We start from the raw sequence: 17980 nt of genomic DNA, 5'->3' as shown, positions 1-17980 counted from the left end.
CCAAAACCGTTATTACGCGCTGCGGCGCAGCATACCTTGTTTTTTCAGCCAAACCAGCAAAATTGAGATGGCGGCAGGGGTAATCCCGGAAATTCGTGACGCCTGACCAATTGAAACCGGTTTATGGTCGTTCAGTTTGGCGATCACTTCGTTGGAAAGACCGTTAACCTGACGGTAATCGAGCGTCGCAGGCAACAGCGTATTTTCGTTACGCTGCTGTTTTTCAATCTCATCCTGCTGACGCGCGATGTAACCTTCGTATTTCACCTGAATCTCAACCTGTTCAGCGGCCTGAGCATCGTCCAGCGCTGGCGCGAATGGTGTCAATGCAGTTAACTGTTCGTAGGTCATTTCCGGGCGCCGGAGGAGATCTTCGCCGCTGGCTTCACGTGACAGAGGCGCACTCAGGTGAGTATTCACTTCGCCTGCAGACTCAGAGGATGGTGCAACCCAGGTCGTTTTCAGACGCTGCCGTTCACGCTCAATGTTCTCCAGCTTCTCGTTGAAGCGCGCCCAACGCACGTCATCCACCAGACCCAGTTCACGGCCAGCTTCGGTCAGACGCAGATCGGCATTGTCTTCGCGAAGCATCAGGCGATATTCCGCGCGAGAGGTGAACATACGGTACGGTTCTTTGGTACCCAGCGTGCAGAGATCGTCAACCAGTACGCCAAGGTAGGCTTGATCGCGACGCGGCGCCCAGCCCTCTTTCTCCGCAGAAAAACGGGCAGCGTTCAGACCGGCAAGCAGACCCTGTGCGGCGGCTTCTTCGTAACCGGTGGTGCCGTTGATCTGACCGGCAAAGAACAGACCGTGGATAAATTTGCTTTCCAGCGTCGGTTTCAGGTCACGCGGATCGAAGAAGTCATACTCAATGGCATAACCCGGACGAACGATCTTCGCATTTTCCATCCCCTGCATTGAGCGGACGATTTGCATCTGCACATCAAACGGCAGGCTGGTGGAGATACCGTTCGGGTAAATTTCGTTGGAGGTCAGCCCTTCCGGCTCCAGGAAGATCTGGTGCTGATTTCGGTCGGCGAAGCGCATGACTTTGTCTTCGATAGACGGGCAGTAACGTGGACCAATACCTTCAATCACGCCCGCATACATTGGGCTGCGGTCGAGGTTATTGCGGATCACGTCGTGGGTTTTCTCGTTAGTGTGCGTGACATAGCACGGCACCTGGCGTGGATGCTGGGACGCATCGCCGAGGAACGAGAAGACCGGCATTGGATTGTCGCCATGCTGTTGTGCCAGCACGCTGAAGTCGATAGTGCGCGCGTCGATACGCGGCGGGGTGCCCGTTTTCAGACGGCTCACGCGCAGCGGCAGTTCACGCAGGCGACGCGAGAGCGGAATGGATGGCGGATCGCCGGCACGGCCACCGCTGTAGTTATCCAGCCCGATATGAATTTTGCCGTCGAGGAAAGTCCCGACAGTCAGCACAACCGCTTTGGCACGGAATTTCAGCCCCATCTGGGTAACTGCGCCGACCACGCGATCGTTTTCCACAATCAGATCTTCAACCGCCTGCTGGAAGATCATCAGGTTCGGTTGGTTCTCCAGCGCGGTACGTACGGCCTGGCGATAGAGCACGCGGTCTGCCTGAGCTCGGGTAGCGCGTACCGCCGGCCCTTTGCTCGCGTTTAGTATCCTAAACTGAATGCCTGCATGGTCGATCGCGGTGGCCATCAGGCCGCCCAGTGCATCCACTTCTTTTACCAGGTGTCCTTTCCCAATGCCGCCAATCGCCGGGTTGCAGCTCATTTGCCCCAGAGTGTCGATATTGTGTGTCAAAAGCAGGGTCTGCTGACCCATTCGCGCTGCGGCCATCGCGGCCTCAGTGCCTGCATGACCCCCGCCAATGATGATGACGTCAAAAGGATCCTGATAAAACATGGTGGTCTGCCTCGCATTACGCGGTTTGATGATGGATTGAAGTCCGGGCGTGGATTCTACTCAACTTTAGTCGATCGAGAAAGCGTCTGGATCTTTGCTATTTAAAAGAAGATCTTTTTATTTAGAGATCTGTTCTATTGTGATCTCTTATTAGGATCGCCAGCCTCTGTGGATAAGTGCGATCCTGTATTTAAGATCAGAAACTTAAGAAGGATCACTATCTGTGAATGATCGGTGATCCTGTTCCGTATAAGCTGGGATCAAAACGGGGAGTTATACACAACTCAAAAACTAACCAGCCGTTGTTCTTTGGATAACTACCGGTTGATCCAAGGTTTTAACCAGGTTTATCCACAGAATAAAGTTGGATCTTTACAAATCTCTGAGCCGATCTGCCCAGGATCCGACCCAAATTTCCGCGGGATCTTCAGGAATGTCATGTTCAAGGACATTAATCTTGAGCGTTTCACCGACCTGTTTCGCACCGCAGGCGGTCAATTCGGTGTCTAATTTATCGATAGCACCGCAGAAGGTGTCGTATTCACGGCTGCCAATGCCGATTGAACCGAAGCGTACCTGTGAAAGGTCGGGTTTCTGTTCGCGAAGATCGTTATAAAAGGGCTGCAGGTTGTCGGGAATGTCACCGGCACCGTGCGTAGAGCTGATAATCAGCCAGATACCCGACGCAGAGAGATCCTCTAATAAAGGACCATGCAGCGTTTCGGTCGAAAAACCTGCGTCTTCCAGCTTTTCAGCCAGATGTTCCGCCACATACTCGGCGCTGCCAAGTGTGCTTCCGCTGATGAGTGTGATATCTGCCATAACCGCCACCTTTATTAAGAGTGGCGTATTGTACGCTGTGAACCGTCTGGGATCTACCTGTGGAAAAGTGCGGGATTAAAAAAGCCGATCACGGCTTGATGGTACGCATGATCGGGTTCTGCAGGACGATCAGTGTTTCGGTGGACTGAATTTCATCAATTGTTTGGATCTTGTTGATAAGTACGTGCTGCAACGCGTCGATCGAACGGCACATCACTTTAATAAAGATGCTGTAATGCCCGGTGGTGTAGTACGCCTCGGTGACTTCATCCAGGCTTTCCAGCCGCGCCAGTGCGGACGGATAGTCTTTCGCGCTCTTCAATATAATGCCGATAAAGCACCCGACGTCGTATCCAAGCTGTTTTGGGCTGACGTCAACCCGTGCGCCGGTGATTATGCCCGCTTGCTTCATTTTTTCGACGCGAACGTGAATGGTGCCAGGGCTGACGCCGAACTGTTTGGCTAATTCCGCATAGGCGGTACGCGCATTTGCCATTAAGGCGTCGAGGATGCCGCGGTCCAGATTGTCGATCTGATAATTTTCCATAGCTTTTTCTTATGAAGAATGATGATTCTTTCTATTTTAGCGCCTGTTTTTAACGAATCAAAAGTGAACTCGCCTTTTTATCTGTTGATTATTGAATATGACCCTCATTCTGTTGCTTAATCATAACCAACAGGACGCAGGAGTAATAAAAAATGAAAACCGCTTACATCGCAAAGCAACGCCAGATTAGTTTCGTAAAATCCTTTTTCTCACGTCAGCTAGAAGAAAAGTTGGGCCTGATTGAAGTCCAGGCACCGCTGCTGAGCCGCGTAGGGGACGGGACGCAGGACAACCTTTCTGGTTGCGAAAAAGCGGTACAGGTAAAAGTGAAAGCGCTGCCAGAGGCCCAGTTTGAAGTGGTGCACTCTCTGGCTAAGTGGAAACGTCAAACCCTGGGGCAGCACGACTTCAGCGCGGGCGAAGGGCTCTACACGCACATGAAAGCCCTTCGCCCCGATGAAGACCGCCTTTCGCCAATCCACTCCGTTTACGTTGACCAGTGGGACTGGGAACGTGTGATGGGAGATGGCGAGCGCCATCTCGGTACCCTGGAAAGTACCGTGAAGGCGATTTGGGCTGGAATTAAAGAAACAGAAGCGGCAGTAAGCAAAGAGTTTGGCCTGGCGCCGTTCCTGCCAGAACAGATCCACTTTGTGCACAGCCAGACACTGTTAAGCCGTTATCCGGATCTCGACGCGAAAGGTCGTGAACGTGCGATTGCCAAAGAACTGGGTGCCGTCTTCCTGATTGGGATCGGTGGTAAGCTCTCTGATGGGCAGCGCCACGACGTTCGTGCGCCGGATTATGATGACTGGAGCACGCAGGCGGAATCCGGTCTGGCGGGCCTGAACGGCGATATCCTGGTGTGGAACCCCATTCTGGAAGATGCGTTCGAGCTCTCTTCTATGGGGATCCGCGTTGATGCAAAAGCGCTGCAACACCAGTTACAGTTGACCGGCGACGAAGAGCGCCTGCAACTGGAGTGGCACCAGGCGCTGCTGCGCGGTGAAATGCCGCAGACCATCGGTGGCGGGATTGGTCAGTCACGCCTGACCATGCTGCTGCTGCAACTCTCCCACATTGGGCAGGTTCAGTGCGGCGTATGGCCAGCGCAGGTTCGTGAAGGCGTCTCTTCCCTGCTGTAAGATTTACCGCCGCCAGCGTCTGAGCAGGCGGCTACGCAACCCGGTATCAAAGCGCCAGATGTGGTCAAAGATGCGCATGATGCCGGGTTTGCCATGCGCAGACATCGCCACCGCGTGAAAACGGTGCTGATGTTTTCGCTGTAACTCCCCTACCTTATTCACCACCTCATCCGGCAGCCGCTGGGCAATAAAGTCTGAAATCACCACCGCATCGGCATCCTGCCAGGCCGGATTTTCCAGTCGTTCGACGATGGCGCGAAAACAACTCGCCATATCAGTGCCGCCGCGAAAACGCTGGCTCAGGAAACGGATTGCCTGTTCGATCCCCTGCGGGCCGGTCAGTTCGTAGCGCACCACTTCGCTGGAAAACAACATAATGAAGCAGCGGCGGTTATCCGCCAGCGCCACACGCATCATCGCAAGACAAAAGGCTTTCGCGCACTGCTCGTTAAAGCCGCCCATTGAGCCTGAGGTATCTACGCAGACGATAAACGGCCCGCGTGGTTGTTCGTCTACATCCTGATGTACCACCGGGCGTTCGGTGATTTTCTCATGCCACGCGTCGCCGTGCAGTCGGTAGGTGAGAAGCTGTTTCTCCACCAGCCGCCGGTAAAACTCATACTCCAGCTCGGTAATGCCGAGCGTAGCGAGTTCCGGCGGCAACAGACGCAGAATGTCATCGCTCTGTTGAATGCCGTCGACCTGCTCTGGCACCGTCGACGGTTCGCGCACCAGCGTGCGGAAGGTTTCCATCGGCGCATCTTTTTTGGGCACCGATTTTGCTTCGCGCGATCGCCCCAGTTGATCGGCCAGTTGCATCAGTTCCGGCTGCTGACTGAGGAAATCGCCATATTTCACGATCAACTGATAATCACCGCGCTTAAGCTGCCCGGCGCTCATATCCCACAGGCGACCGGCGGCGTTTTCGTTCTCCACCAGCACTGGCTCCAGCTGGCCGCTTAAGGTCATGCGCTCCTGAACTTCGCTCAGCAACTGTTCCCGTTCGCCTTCCAGTAACTGCTGGTTAAGTGATGTCGCCTGTACCACCAGGCTCAGCCGCCAGCGTTGCAGAAATAGCGTATGCAGCGCCGGGGTAAAGGTGGGATTATGCGTCGCCAGTTGCTGCGCCTGCTCGGCGTAGGGTGAGCGCACCTTTTTCAGCAACGCCAGGATCTGCGGCAGCTGCGCATTGATTTGCTGTGTGGAGAAGGTCTGACACTGCTGATAACAGAGCACTTCTTCTTCCAGCTCTGGCGGCACATGCGTGCCTTTAAGCGTGCTTTTCAGGTTTTCACGCCATCGGGGCAGGTCTTCCGTAATGGCGCTTTTCAGGCGCGGGAATTTCTTAAAGAATGCCGATAGCTGTGGTGACGCCAGCAGGGCGATGATCGTCTCTTCGATCAACCCCTCTTCGCTGACCGCCAGCATCACGTTGAGCGTATCGATTGTCAGCATTGCTGGGCCTGTTTGATCTGCGCCGCGACATCCTGCAGGCTGGCTTCGATCTGTGCCAGCCAGTCGCTATGAATGAACAGGCATTTTTGCTGATCGTTAAAACTGAGATGCTGTCGATGCCACTCTTCCGCCTGTTCGTCGAGCTGCTGTTTGATTTCGGCAGGCATGTTCTGTTGGCTTTCTGTTCCCGGCAACGCCAGGCGTGAGCCCTGCAAACTGATATCACGCACGACCAGATGCTGCGCGTTATCCACTTCCATATTCAGCGTCTGCGCAAAACCTATGCCATTGAGTTTACCGCGGATTTCGCCGCCTTTCTCCAGCCAGTGCGCCAGCACCTGACGCTCGAAGGTGATGTGAATAACGTCGATATCGTGCAATTTCAGCGGTTTTTGCAGCAGTAACGTGACCGTCGGGCTTTGTACTTCAGGTGGAAGCTCATAGTGCGGTTTACGGCTGAACATACCGCCCAGTCGGTTCACTTTGAGCGCGGTTTTGTCACTTTCCTGCTGCTGAAGCTGCAAACGATGCTGAGTAATGGCGCTCAGGCGATTCAGCATGGATTGCTGTTGCCAGGCGTGTCCGGTCATCAATATTTCAAGCTGCTGTTGCATTAAATTGCGGCTTTGCGCGTCATGCCACAGGCACTCTTTAAGCAAAATAAGATCGATAGGCGCAATGGCGTCGCGCCCACTGAAGAATGCGCAGGCCTGCAACAGGCGAATCGCTTTCTTCCAGCGACGGTCGGAGACATAGGGCGCATTTGGCAGCGTATCAAGCTGCTGGCGCAGGGTGAAGATCAGTTCAAAAACGGCATCCGTTAGTTTGACCTGGCCTATGTCTTTTTGCCACTGGAAGAACTCTTCATCGGTAACCTGAAGGCCTGGTGCTACCGGGTTTTCATTCTCATCCTGCTGGTTTACGAGCATGAAACGGAAGTTGCCTTTTTCCTGCACTTTGTCGAGCCACAGGCGAATGAGCATGCGGTCATACAGCGCTTCAAGGCTGCTTTCTGCTTCAGGGAGTTCGTTCGATGCGGCCACCAGCAGGCGCATCGGGATTTTCTCGACCGTCGCGCCGTTGCGGAAATGGCGTTCGTTGATTGCGGTCAGCAGGGTGTTCAGTATCGCCGGGCCAGCTTTCCAGATCTCATCAAGAAAGACAATTTCCGCTTCCGGTAAATAGCCTGCGGTCAGACGCTCATAGCGCCCTTCATCTTTTAACGCCTGGATGGAAAGGGGGCCAAATACTTCTTCCGGCGTGGAGAAGCGGGTCATCAGATATTCAAAGGCGCGCGCGTGTTGAAACGCGAACTTAATGCGTCGCGCAATCAGGCTCTTGGCGATACCTGGCGGGCCAAGCAAAAACACGCTCTCGCCGCTGAGCGCTGCCAGCAGGCACAGGCGGATAGCGTGACTGCGTTCATACAGCCCTTTCTCAAGCGCGCTACTCAGGCGCGAAATTCTTTCTGCTAATAAATGTGATTGGGCCATAATTGAGTTGCATCCTTTCGCCGAACATACGGCTAACTGAGCGAGTATAGACGTTTCATGGACGAGGATAATAGGCTGAAGAAGCGCTTCATTTTCTTTGCGCCAGGTTAATATGAATTCACATAAGGGTACGATTTTGCGATTAATCGTGCATACTGTGCGCTTTTCGTGGGCCAAGGGACCAGGCACTCATTTGTTTTACAAACGAAAGACTAGTCTATGAGCACTGATAAGAAGCAATCTTTGTCGGCGATAACCCTCGCTGCCATTGGGGTGGTATACGGCGATATCGGCACCAGCCCTCTTTATACTCTTCGAGAATGTTTGTCCGGGCAGTTTGGTTTTGGCGTTGAACGTGACGCGGTTTTTGGCTTTCTGTCATTAATCTTCTGGCTGCTGATCTTTGTTGTATCCATTAAGTACCTGACCTTCGTCATGCGCGCGGATAACGCCGGTGAGGGGGGGATCCTGACGCTAATGTCTCTGGCGGGACGCAACACGTCGGCTAAAACCACCTCGTTCCTGGTGATAATAGGATTGATTGGCGGCAGCTTCTTCTATGGGGAAGTGGTCATTACGCCTGCGATTTCGGTGATGTCGGCCATTGAAGGCCTGGAAATTGTCGCGCCGCAGCTTGATAGCTGGATAGTGCCGCTCTCAATCCTGGTGCTGACGCTGCTGTTTATGATTCAGAAGCACGGTACCGGCATGGTGGGCAAACTCTTCGCCCCGATTATGCTGGCGTGGTTCCTGATTCTGGCGGTGCTGGGCGTGCGTAGCATTATCGGAAACCCGGAAGTCCTTCAGGCGCTCAATCCAGTTTGGGCGGTACACTTCTTCCTTGAATATAAGATGGTGTCGTTTGTGGCGCTGGGGGCGGTTGTCCTCTCCATTACCGGGGTAGAAGCGCTGTATGCGGATATGGGCCACTTCGGTAAATTCCCGATTCGTTTAGCCTGGTTCTCTGTGGTGCTGCCGTCTTTGACGCTGAACTACTTTGGTCAGGGTGCGCTGCTTTTGAAGCATCCGGAAGCGATTAAGAACCCGTTCTTCCTGCTCGCGCCAGAATGGGCGTTGATCCCGCTGCTGATTCTGGCGGCGCTGGCGACGGTTATCGCCTCGCAGGCGGTTATTTCCGGTGTCTTCTCCCTGACTCGCCAGGCGGTGCGTCTGGGGTATCTCTCACCGATGCGCATTATCCACACCTCTGAGATGGAGTCCGGGCAGATTTACATCCCGTTCATCAACTGGCTGCTCTATTTCTCCGTGGTGATTGTGATTATCAACTTCGAGCACTCCAGTAATCTGGCGGCGGCATACGGTATTGCGGTGACCGGCACTATGGTGCTGACCTCGATTCTGTCGACCACCGTGGCGCGTAAAAACTGGCACTGGAATAAGTTCCTTGTGGCGTTCATTCTGGTCGCCTTCCTGTGTATCGATATTCCGCTGTTCTCGGCGAACCTCGATAAAATCGTCTCCGGCGGCTGGCTGCCGCTGAGCCTCGGTACGGTGATGTTTATCGTGATGACGACCTGGAAAAGCGAGCGCTTCCGTCTGCTGCGTCGTATGCATGAGCACGGCAACTCTCTGGAAGCGATGATCGCCTCGCTGGAGAAATCACCGCCGGTTCGCGTTCCGGGCACCGCGGTATATATGTCGCGCGCGCTGAACGTGATTCCATTTGCCATGATGCACAACCTCAAGCACAACAAGGTGCTGCATGAGCGTGTGATCTTACTGACGCTGCGCACGGAAGATGCGCCTTACGTCCACAACGTGCGTCGTGTGCAGATTGAACAGCTTTCGCCGACCTTCTGGCGGGTGGTGGCCAGCTATGGCTGGCGCGAAACGCCGAATGTGGAAGAGGTCTTCCACCGTTGCGGCCTTGAAGGGTTAAGCTGTCGAATGATGGAAACCTCGTTCTTTATGTCGCATGAATCGCTGATTGTCGGTAAACGCCCGTGGTATTTGCGCCTGCGCGGTAAGCTTTATCTGCTGCTGCAGCGAAACGCCCTTCGCGCGCCGGATCAGTTTGAAATCCCACCGAACCGGGTAATCGAACTGGGGACCCAGGTCGAGATTTAACGCCAGTCAAAACGCCGGGAAGGTTTATCACCTCCCGGCGTTTCTCTTACTACTCTTCACTTTTTACATCGCGAGCGAAACGTTTCGACGACGATCACAATTCTGTTACGCCATGTTGGTTTTCTGCTCACTCTTAAGATTAAACTTACAACAGCGAAACGTTTCGCTAGTGGAGCAAGAAAATGAAGAAAGGCACGGTACTTAATTCTGAGATCTCATCGGTTATCTCCCGCCTGGGGCATACCGATACGCTGGTGGTGTGTGATGCAGGTTTACCCATCCCACGTAGTACAACGCGTATCGATATGGCATTAACCCAGGGCGTTCCCACCTTTATGCAGGTGCTGGACGTGGTGACCCGTGAAATGCAGGTTGAGGCCGCCATTCTCGCCTCGGAGATTAAACAACATAATCCGCAACTCCACGAAACGTTGCTCAAATTCATCGGGCAACTGCAACAACACCAGGGAAATACCATAGAAATTCGTTACACCACCCATGAGCAGTTTAAAAAACAAACCGCAGACAGTCAGGCGGTGATTCGCAGCGGGGAGTGTTCCCCGTATGCGAACATTATTCTCTGTGCTGGCGTCACCTTCTGAGGCCAACATGGACGCATTACTGCAATTAAAAGGTATCGATAAATCCTTCCCGGGCGTGAAAGCCCTCTCTGGCGCGGCGTTAAATGTTTATGCGGGCCGCGTGATGGCGCTGGTGGGCGAAAACGGCGCCGGTAAATCCACGATGATGAAAGTGCTGACCGGTATCTACTCTCGCGATGCCGGTTCGTTGTTATGGTTGGGCAAAGAAACGACCTTCAGCGGGCCAAAGGCGTCGCAGGAGGCCGGGATTGGCATTATCCACCAGGAGCTGAACCTGATCCCGCAGCTCACCATTGCGGAAAACATTTTCCTGGGCCGCGAGTTTGTGAATCGCTTTGGCAAAATCGACTGGAAGAAGATGTATGCCGAAGCAGACGTGCTGCTGGCAAAACTCAACCTGCGCTTTAAAAGTGACCGGCTGGTGGGCGAGCTCTCCATCGGCGACCAGCAGATGGTGGAAATTGCCAAGGTACTGAGCTTTGAGTCGAAAGTCATCGTGATGGATGAACCGACCGATGCGCTGACTGATACCGAAACCGAATCCCTGTTCCGCGTCATTCGCGAGCTGAAATCGCAGGGGCGCGGCATTGTCTATATCTCCCACCGCATGAAAGAGATCTTCGAGATTTGCGATGACGTTACCGTATTCCGCGATGGGCAGTTTATCGCCGAGCGGGAAGTTTCCTCGCTAACAGAAGATTCGCTGATCGAAATGATGGTAGGCCGTAAGCTCGAAGATCAATATCCGCGCCTTGATAAAGCGCCGGGTGAGATCCGCCTGAAGGTCGATAACCTGTGTGGCTCGGGCGTTGAAAATGTCTCCTTCACGCTACGCAAAGGTGAAATTCTTGGCGTTGCGGGCCTGATGGGGGCCGGACGCACGGAGTTGATGAAAGTGCTGTACGGCGCACTGCCGCGCAGCAGTGGATATGTCACGCTCGACGGCCACGAAGTGGTGGCGCGTTCACCGCAGGATGGTCTGGCGAACGGCATCGTCTATATCTCTGAAGACCGCAAGCGTGATGGCTTAGTACTCGGCATGTCGGTAAAAGAGAATATGTCGCTGACGGCGCTGCGCTACTTCAGCCACGCGGGCGGCAGCCTGAAGCATAAAGATGAACAGCAGGCGGTGAGCGATTTTATCCGTCTGTTTAACGTCAAAACGCCATCAATGGAACAGGCCATCGGCCTGCTCTCGGGCGGTAATCAGCAGAAAGTGGCTATCGCGCGTGGCCTGATGACGCGCCCAAAAGTGCTGATCCTCGACGAACCTACGCGTGGCGTAGATGTTGGCGCGAAGAAAGAGATTTATCAGCTTATCAACCAGTTCAAGGCCGATGGTCTGAGCATTATTCTGGTCTCCTCCGAGATGCCGGAAGTTCTGGGGATGAGCGATCGCATTATTGTGATGCATGAAGGGCATCTCGGCGGTGAATTTACACGCGAGCAGGCCACCCAGGAAGTATTAATGGCTGCCGCTGTGGGCAAGCTTAACCGTGTGAATCAGGAGTAAAGAAGATGACAAACCAGGCTGTCGCTGGTCGCCGTTATTTCACCAAAGCATGGCTGATGGAGCAAAAATCGCTGATCGCGCTGCTGGTGCTGATTGCCATCGTCTCGACCATGAGCCCCAACTTTTTTACCGTCAATAACCTGTTCAACATCCTGCAACAGACATCCGTCAACGCCATTATGGCGGTGGGGATGACGCTGGTGATTTTAACCTCCGGGATCGATCTGTCCGTCGGCTCCCTGCTGGCGTTAACCGGCGCTGTCGCAGCCTCGATTGTCGGCCTTGAAGTCAATGCGCTGGTGGCGGTAGCTGCCGCGCTGGCGCTCGGCGGCGCAATCGGCGCGGTGACCGGGGTGATTGTCGCGAAAGGCCGCGTTCAGGCATTTATCGCCACGCTGGTGATGATGCTGCTGCTGCGCGGGGTGACCATGGTGTACACCAACGGCAGTCCGGTGAATACCGGCTTTACGGATAACGCCGATCTGTTCGGCTGGTTCGGGATTGGCCGCCCGCTGGGCATCCCGACGCCGGTGTGGATCATGGCGATTGTCTTCCTGGCGGCCTGGTACATGCTGCACCATACGCGTCTTGGTCGCTATATCTATGCGCTGGGCGGTAACGAAGCAGCAACGCGTCTTTCCGGGATCAGCGTCAATAAAATCAAAATCATCGTCTACGCGTTGTGCGGTTTGCTGGCGTCGCTGGCGGGCGTTATCGAAGTGGCGCGTCTCTCTTCTGCACAGCCGACAGCAGGCACGGGCTACGAGCTGGATGCTATCGCAGCGGTTGTATTGGGCGGCACCAGCCTTGCGGGCGGTAAAGGTCGCATTGTTGGGACGCTGATCGGCGCACTGATTCTCGGTTTCCTGAATAATGGTTTGAATTTGCTCGGCGTTTCTTCCTATTACCAGATGATCGTTAAAGCAGTGGTGATTTTGCTGGCGGTGCTGGTAGACAACAAAAAGCAGTAACTCACGACTCTACAGGACATCTTAACTATGAATATGAAAAAACTGGCTACCCTGGTTTCTGCTGTTGCGCTGAGCGCCACCGTCAGCGCAAACGCGATGGCGAAAGACACCATCGCGCTGGTCATCTCTACCCTGAATAACCCGTTCTTCGTATCGCTGAAGGATGGCGCGCAGAAAGAAGCCGACAAACTGGGCTACAACCTGGTCGTGCTGGATTCGCAGAACAACCCGGCGAAAGAGCTGGCGAACGTGCAGGATCTCACCGTGCGCGGTGCGAAAATTCTGCTGGTCAACCCGACGGATTCCGACGCCGTGGGTAACGCCATCAAAATGGCTAACCAATCTAAAATTCCGGTAATCACCCTCGACCGCGTAGCATCCAAAGGTGAAGTGGTCAGCCATATCGCGTCTGATAACGTGCTGGGCGGAAAAATCGCCGGTGATTACATTGCGAAGAAAGCCGGTGAAGGCGCCAAAGTGATTGAATTACAGGGTATCGCCGGAACCTCTGCCGCGCGCGAGCGTGGTGAAGGTTTCCAGCAGGCCGTGGCCGCGCACAAGTTTAACGTGCTGGCGAGCCAACCGGCTGATTTCGACCGCACTAAGGGGCTGAACGTCATGCAGAACCTGCTGACGGCGCATCCGGATGTACAGGCCGTATTTGCTCAGAACGACGAAATGGCGCTGGGTGCACTGCGTGCGCTGCAAACTGCAGGTAAATCCGATGTGATGGTTGTCGGGTTTGACGGCACGCCAGATGGCGAAAAAGCAGTAAATGATGGCAAACTGGCAGCGACTATTGCTCAGTTGCCAGAGCAGATCGGCGCAAAAGGCGTTGAAACTGCGGATAAGGTCCTGAAAGGTGAGAAAGTTCAGGCTAAATATCCGGTTGACCTGAAACTGGTCATTAAGCAATAAGTCACCATCGGGCCACAAAAGGCTTGAGGGACAAACTATAAAGAAAAGCAGGGCACGCGCCACCCGGCAACGGGTGGCGCACTTATCGGACACGCTGAAATGAAAACCGCAGGCAAACTCGTCGTTCTTGGCAGCATCAATGCCGATCACATCCTTAATCTTGACTCTTTCCCGACGCCGGGTGAAACCGTCACCGGCAACCAGTATCAGGTCGCTTTTGGCGGCAAAGGTGCCAACCAGGCGGTGGCTGCCGGGCGCAGCGGCGCGAACATCGCGTTTATTGCCTGTACAGGTGAAGATGATATTGGCGAACGCGTGCGTCAACAGCTGGCCAACGATCGCATCGACGTGGCACCGGTAAGCGTTGTTGCGGGGGAATCGACCGGCGTGGCGCTGATTTTCGTTAACGGCGAAGGCGAAAACGTCATTGGTATTCATGCGGGCGCAAATGCGGCACTGTCGCCTGCATTGGTTGAAGCACAGAAAGCGCGTATTGCACAGGCGGATGCACTGCTGATGCAGCTGGAATCACCGCTGGAAAGCGTCATGCTGGCAGCTAAAATTGCCCATCAGCACCAGACGCAGGTGATTTTAAATCCCGCCCCGGCGCGTGAGCTGTCTGATGAACTGCTGGCGCTGGTGGACATTATCACGCCGAATGAAACGGAAGCTGAAAAGTTAACCGGCATCCGCGTGGAAAACGATGACGATGCGGCGAAAGCGGCACAGGCGTTGCACAGCAAAGGCATTGATACCGTTATCATCACCCTGGGCAGCCGTGGCGTGTGGGCAAGCGTCAAGGGTGAAGGTCAACGCGTGCCGGGCTTTAAAGTGCAGGCTATTGATACCATCGCCGCCGGAGATACCTTTAACGGTGCGCTGATCACCGCACTGCTGGAAGATAAACCACTGAACGAGGCGATTCGGTTTGCACACGCGGCGGCGGCCATTGCCGTCACTCGTAAAGGCGCGCAGCCTTCCGTTCCCTGGCGTGAAGAGATCGACGAATTTCTGAATCAGCAGAGGTAATGTTTGGCTACCATGAAAGATGTCGCTCGCGTTGCGGGCGTTTCAACCTCTACCGTTTCTCACGTCATTAATAAAGACCGCTACGTCAGTGAAGCGATCACTGAAAAAGTTGATGCGGCCATCAAAAGCCTGAACTACGCGCCATCCGCGATAGCGCGTAGCCTCAAACTGAATCAAACCCGCACTATCGGCATGCTGATCACGGCCAGTACCAATCCATTCTATTCTGAGCTGGTGCGGGGCGTAGAGCGCAGTTGTTTTGAGCGCGGTTACAGCCTGGTACTGTGTAATACCGAAGGCGACGAGCAGCGAATGAACCGCAACCTGGAGACGCTAATGCAAAAACGCGTTGATGGGTTATTGCTGTTATGCACCGAAACGCATCAGCCATCGCAGGAGATTATGCAGCGTTATCCGTCCATTCCGACGGTGATGATGGACTGGGCGCCGTTCGATGGTGACAGCGATCTGATTCAGGATAACTCTTTGCTGGGCGGTGACATGGCAACACGTTATCTCATCGAACAGGGCCACACTCGCATCGCCTGTATCGCCGGGCCGCTGGATAAAACGCCGGCGCGTCTGCGTCTGGAAGGATATCGCTCAGCTATGCAGCATGCGGGGCTTCCCGTTCCTGACGGATATGTGATAACCAGTAACTTTGAATTCGGCGGTGGTTTTGACGCTATGCAGCAACTTCTGGCATTGCCTGAGTTACCGCAGGCGGTATTTGTCGGAAATGACGCGATGGCGGTAGGGGCGTATCAGGCGCTTTATCAGGCCGGGTTGCGCATTCCACAGGATATGGCGGTGATTGGTTATGACGATATTGAACTGGCGCGCTACATGACGCCACCGCTCACGACCATTCATCAGCCCAAAGATGAACTGGGCGAACTGGCGATTGATGTATTGATCCACCGTATGGCCCAGCCCGGACAGAAACAGCAGCGCGTGCAGCTGACGCCCGAGCTGGTGGTTCGCGGCTCTGTTTAAGCTTTGTGCCGCTCCTTGATCAGGTTGCGGCCATCTTTCGGTTTCAGCAGCATAAACATTAATGCTGACACTACCGTTATCCCACCCATCGTAATAAAGGTGTAGTGGAATTGCTCGATGGTGTTTGAGCCTTCCATTCCCTGATACACCCTTAGCACGGCGGCGCTGATCGCCACCCCTAAACTGATCGAAAGCTGCTGCGTGACGGCCAGCATACTGTTGCCGCTACTGGCGTTCTCATCCGTCAGATCAGCGAGCGTAATGGTGTTCATCGACGTAAACTGCGTCGACATTGCCATCCCGAGCACAAACAGCGGCAGGATCAACATCCATATCGGCATTGAGGGCGATTGCAGCGAGAATTGCGCAATCATCACGCCAATAAACAGTGTAATCCCCACCAGCGTTTTCCTGTAGCCCAGCCAGCGCAGCACCTGCGTCACCGTTGATTTTGCCAGAATAGACCCGAGCGCGGTCGGGGCCATCATGCAACCCGCGATTAACGCGGGGTAGCCAAAACCGACCTGCAACATCAGCGGCATCAGGAACGGCACGCAGCCGGTGCCCAAACGCGTGGCCAGGTTTCCGGCAATCCCGACGGAAAAAGTGCGCGTCTTAAAGAGCGACAGCGAGATAAGCGGTGAGGGATGACGACGGGCGTGGCGAATATAAGCCAGCAACAGCAGAATACTGATGCCGATAATCGCGAAAGCTATCCAGCTTGCCACAATGCGTTCGCCGAACAGCTCCATCCCGCTGGAGAACAGCACGAGGCTCAGGCCAAACAGCAGAAATCCGGACATATCAAAGCTTCGCTTCGGCGTGGTGAAGTTGGGCATGTATTTGCGGGCATAGATAAGGCCGGTAATCCCAATTGGAATATTAATCAGGAAAATCCAGTGCCAGCTGGCCCACGTGACCAGCACGCCGCCGAGTACCGGGCCTAGAATTGGCCCCACCAAACCCGGCATGGTGACGAAGTTAAGCACCGGCAGGAGTTCGCTACGTGGATATGCGCGCAGTAGTGCCAGGCGTGCGACGGGCATCATCATCGCCCCGCCGATACCCTGAATAACGCGGAAGATAACCAGCTCAAGTAATGATGTTGAGAGGGCGCAGGCTAACGAACCTAGCGTGAAAAGCGTTACGGCAATCATAAAGATGCGACGAGTACCGAAGCGGTCGGCCAACCAGCCACTTACCGGGATCAGCATGGCGACTGTCAGAGTGTAACTGATAATGGCAGACTGCATGGCGAGCGGTGAACGGTTTAGGCTGTGCGCGATGGCGGGGAGTGCGGTATTAAGGATCGTCGCATCCAGGGCCTGCATAAAAAATGCCATGGCAGCTATCCACGGCAGCCCGGCCATACTCCGCGCTTTTTTCTTAATCATGCGATGCTCTTATACTCCTGGTCGAATATGTGGCGCGCTTAAGAGCGCCTGGCAGGCAATAAACGCTTTTTGGCTATCACTTTCCTGAATGGCGTTAACAATTGCCTGATGCTTTTCCAGTTCAATCACTTCATCCTGCGTAATTGACGTAAAGTAGGTGTGATACACCGAATGGAAGAGTTTAGCGAAAGAGATCAGGAACGGGTTCGCCGTCATTTCGTAGATATGTTCGTGCCAGGCGGTATCTACATCAACCCAGCGTTGGCGATCGAAGTTCTTTTTCAGAATCGCCATCTCCTTCATTAATGTATTGAGCTCCGCTTTTTGCTCTGCGGTGCCTAATACGGCGGCCAGTGAGCATGCCTGTGGCTCAAGGCTGTGACGGAGTACCAGAAAGTGTTTCATCACTTCCTGAAAATTATCTTCCGTCAGCCACCAGGCAAGCAGCTCAGTATCGAGAAAGTTCCAGTGCGATTGTGGCATGACACGAGTGCCTATGCGCGGGCGCGGCAAAAGCATCCCTTTCGCGGAAAGGGTTTTAACCGCTTCACGTACGGCGGTACGGCTGACGCCAAAGATCTCACCCAATTCCATTTCACCCGGCAGAATACTTTCCGGAGGATATTCACCTTTGAGGATTTTCTGAGCTAACTTCTCCGCTAATACCCACGAGATGTTTTTTTGAGCTGCTAATTGCTGTGCGCTTAAAGACATAAAAGGTGTCCTGTATCTTGTTATTGTTTCTAGTATGCCATTCACGGATAAAAATCGGCTGCAAAAACGGCAAAGAGTGCATTTTATGGCGTATTACCATGCGTAATGGTGAAAAAAAGTACGAACTGTCATTTTTTTTAAATAACCTCTTGTCTGTCAGAAATAACTCCCTATAATGCGCCTCCACTGACACGGAATAACGGCTTCCAGGCCACCGGGTTAGCAGGCTTCCTCCGGGAACGCCGCCAGAGAAAAGCGAAAATAAGCGCTTGACTCTGAAGGAGGAAAGCGTATTATGCGCACCTCGCAACGGTGAGCTTCACGCCGCGTTGCACTGCTCTTTAACAATTTATCAGACAATCTGTGTGGGCACTCAATGATACGGATTCTT

Annotated in this window: 15 protein-coding genes; 8 read left to right on the top strand and 7 right to left on the bottom strand. The window is 54.0% G+C overall.

Annotated features, from left to right (window positions below):
- Window positions 1-12: 12 nt before the first annotated feature.
- From mnmG to asnC, 3 genes are all read right to left on the bottom strand, one after another.
- The gene (gene mnmG / locus DBY68_RS11825; protein ID WP_108476241.1) at window positions 13-1902 is read right to left on the bottom strand and encodes a tRNA uridine-5-carboxymethylaminomethyl(34) synthesis enzyme MnmG; all 1890 of its coding nucleotides are present in this window, start codon (window positions 1900-1902) and stop codon (window positions 13-15) included.
- A gap of 372 nt (window positions 1903-2274) precedes the next feature.
- The gene (gene mioC / locus DBY68_RS11815; RefSeq protein ID WP_108476240.1) at window positions 2275-2724 is read right to left on the bottom strand and encodes an FMN-binding protein MioC; all 450 of its coding nucleotides are present in this window, start codon (window positions 2722-2724) and stop codon (window positions 2275-2277) included.
- 88 nt (window positions 2725-2812) lie between these two features.
- On the bottom strand, window positions 2813-3271 hold the full coding sequence (gene asnC, locus DBY68_RS11810) for a transcriptional regulator AsnC (protein ID WP_015966586.1): 459 nt from the start codon (window positions 3269-3271) through the stop codon (window positions 2813-2815).
- A 152-nt stretch (window positions 3272-3423) separates the two neighbouring features.
- Here asnC and asnA point away from each other — a divergent pair, with 152 nt between their 5' ends.
- Entirely contained in the window at window positions 3424-4416 is a 993-nt protein-coding gene (gene asnA, locus DBY68_RS11805; protein WP_108476239.1) for an aspartate--ammonia ligase, read from the top strand.
- A 3-nt stretch (window positions 4417-4419) separates the two neighbouring features.
- Here asnA and viaA read toward each other — a convergent pair whose 3' ends face one another.
- Both viaA and ravA read right to left on the bottom strand, forming a co-directional pair.
- The gene (gene viaA / locus DBY68_RS11800; RefSeq protein ID WP_108476238.1) at window positions 4420-5871 is read right to left on the bottom strand and encodes an ATPase RavA stimulator ViaA; all 1452 of its coding nucleotides are present in this window, start codon (window positions 5869-5871) and stop codon (window positions 4420-4422) included.
- Window positions 5865-7364 (bottom strand): ATPase RavA, encoded by a 1500-nt coding sequence (ravA, locus tag DBY68_RS11795; RefSeq protein ID WP_108476237.1) that lies wholly within the window; start codon window positions 7362-7364, stop codon window positions 5865-5867. Before ravA ends, viaA begins: the two co-directional genes overlap by 7 nt.
- A 219-nt stretch (window positions 7365-7583) precedes the next feature.
- Between ravA and kup the strand changes: the two genes are divergently transcribed.
- The 7 genes from kup (at window position 7584) to rbsR (ending at window position 15481) form a co-directional block, all read left to right on the top strand.
- Window positions 7584-9452, top strand: a complete 1869-nt coding sequence (kup, locus tag DBY68_RS11790) for a low affinity potassium transporter Kup (protein ID WP_108476236.1) — start codon at window positions 7584-7586, stop codon at window positions 9450-9452.
- Window positions 9453-9634: 182 nt separating this feature from the next.
- Entirely contained in the window at window positions 9635-10054 is a 420-nt protein-coding gene (rbsD, locus tag DBY68_RS11785; RefSeq protein WP_108476235.1) for a D-ribose pyranase, read from the top strand.
- A 7-nt stretch (window positions 10055-10061) separates the two neighbouring features.
- Complete coding sequence (gene rbsA, locus DBY68_RS11780; RefSeq protein WP_108476234.1) at window positions 10062-11567, top strand: ribose ABC transporter ATP-binding protein RbsA; 1506 nt, start codon at window positions 10062-10064, stop codon at window positions 11565-11567.
- A gap of 5 nt (window positions 11568-11572) precedes the next feature.
- Complete coding sequence (rbsC, locus tag DBY68_RS11775) at window positions 11573-12538, top strand: ribose ABC transporter permease (RefSeq protein WP_015966579.1); 966 nt, start codon at window positions 11573-11575, stop codon at window positions 12536-12538.
- Between the two features lie 27 nt (window positions 12539-12565).
- Complete coding sequence (rbsB, locus tag DBY68_RS11770; RefSeq protein WP_108476233.1) at window positions 12566-13456, top strand: ribose ABC transporter substrate-binding protein RbsB; 891 nt, start codon at window positions 12566-12568, stop codon at window positions 13454-13456.
- Window positions 13457-13555: 99 nt separating this feature from the next.
- Window positions 13556-14485, top strand: coding sequence for a ribokinase (gene rbsK / locus DBY68_RS11765; RefSeq protein WP_108476232.1), 930 nt, complete (start codon window positions 13556-13558; stop codon window positions 14483-14485).
- A gap of 3 nt (window positions 14486-14488) precedes the next feature.
- The gene (gene rbsR / locus DBY68_RS11760) at window positions 14489-15481 is read left to right on the top strand and encodes a ribose operon transcriptional repressor RbsR (protein ID WP_108476231.1); all 993 of its coding nucleotides are present in this window, start codon (window positions 14489-14491) and stop codon (window positions 15479-15481) included.
- Here the strand turns inward: rbsR and mdtD are convergent.
- Entirely contained in the window at window positions 15478-16875 is a 1398-nt protein-coding gene (mdtD, locus tag DBY68_RS11755; protein WP_108476230.1) for a multidrug transporter subunit MdtD, read from the bottom strand. The genes rbsR and mdtD overlap by 4 nt on opposite strands.
- 9 nt (window positions 16876-16884) lie before the next feature.
- Entirely contained in the window at window positions 16885-17589 is a 705-nt protein-coding gene (locus DBY68_RS11750) for a FadR/GntR family transcriptional regulator (RefSeq protein ID WP_108476229.1), read from the bottom strand.
- Window positions 17590-17980 lie beyond the last annotated feature (391 nt).

This window comes from Pseudocitrobacter sp. RIT415 (assembly GCF_003057695.2).
Taxonomy (GTDB): Bacteria; Pseudomonadota; Gammaproteobacteria; order Enterobacterales; family Enterobacteriaceae; genus Pseudocitrobacter; species Pseudocitrobacter faecalis.
This window is presented reverse-complemented; position numbering and strand designations above follow the sequence as displayed.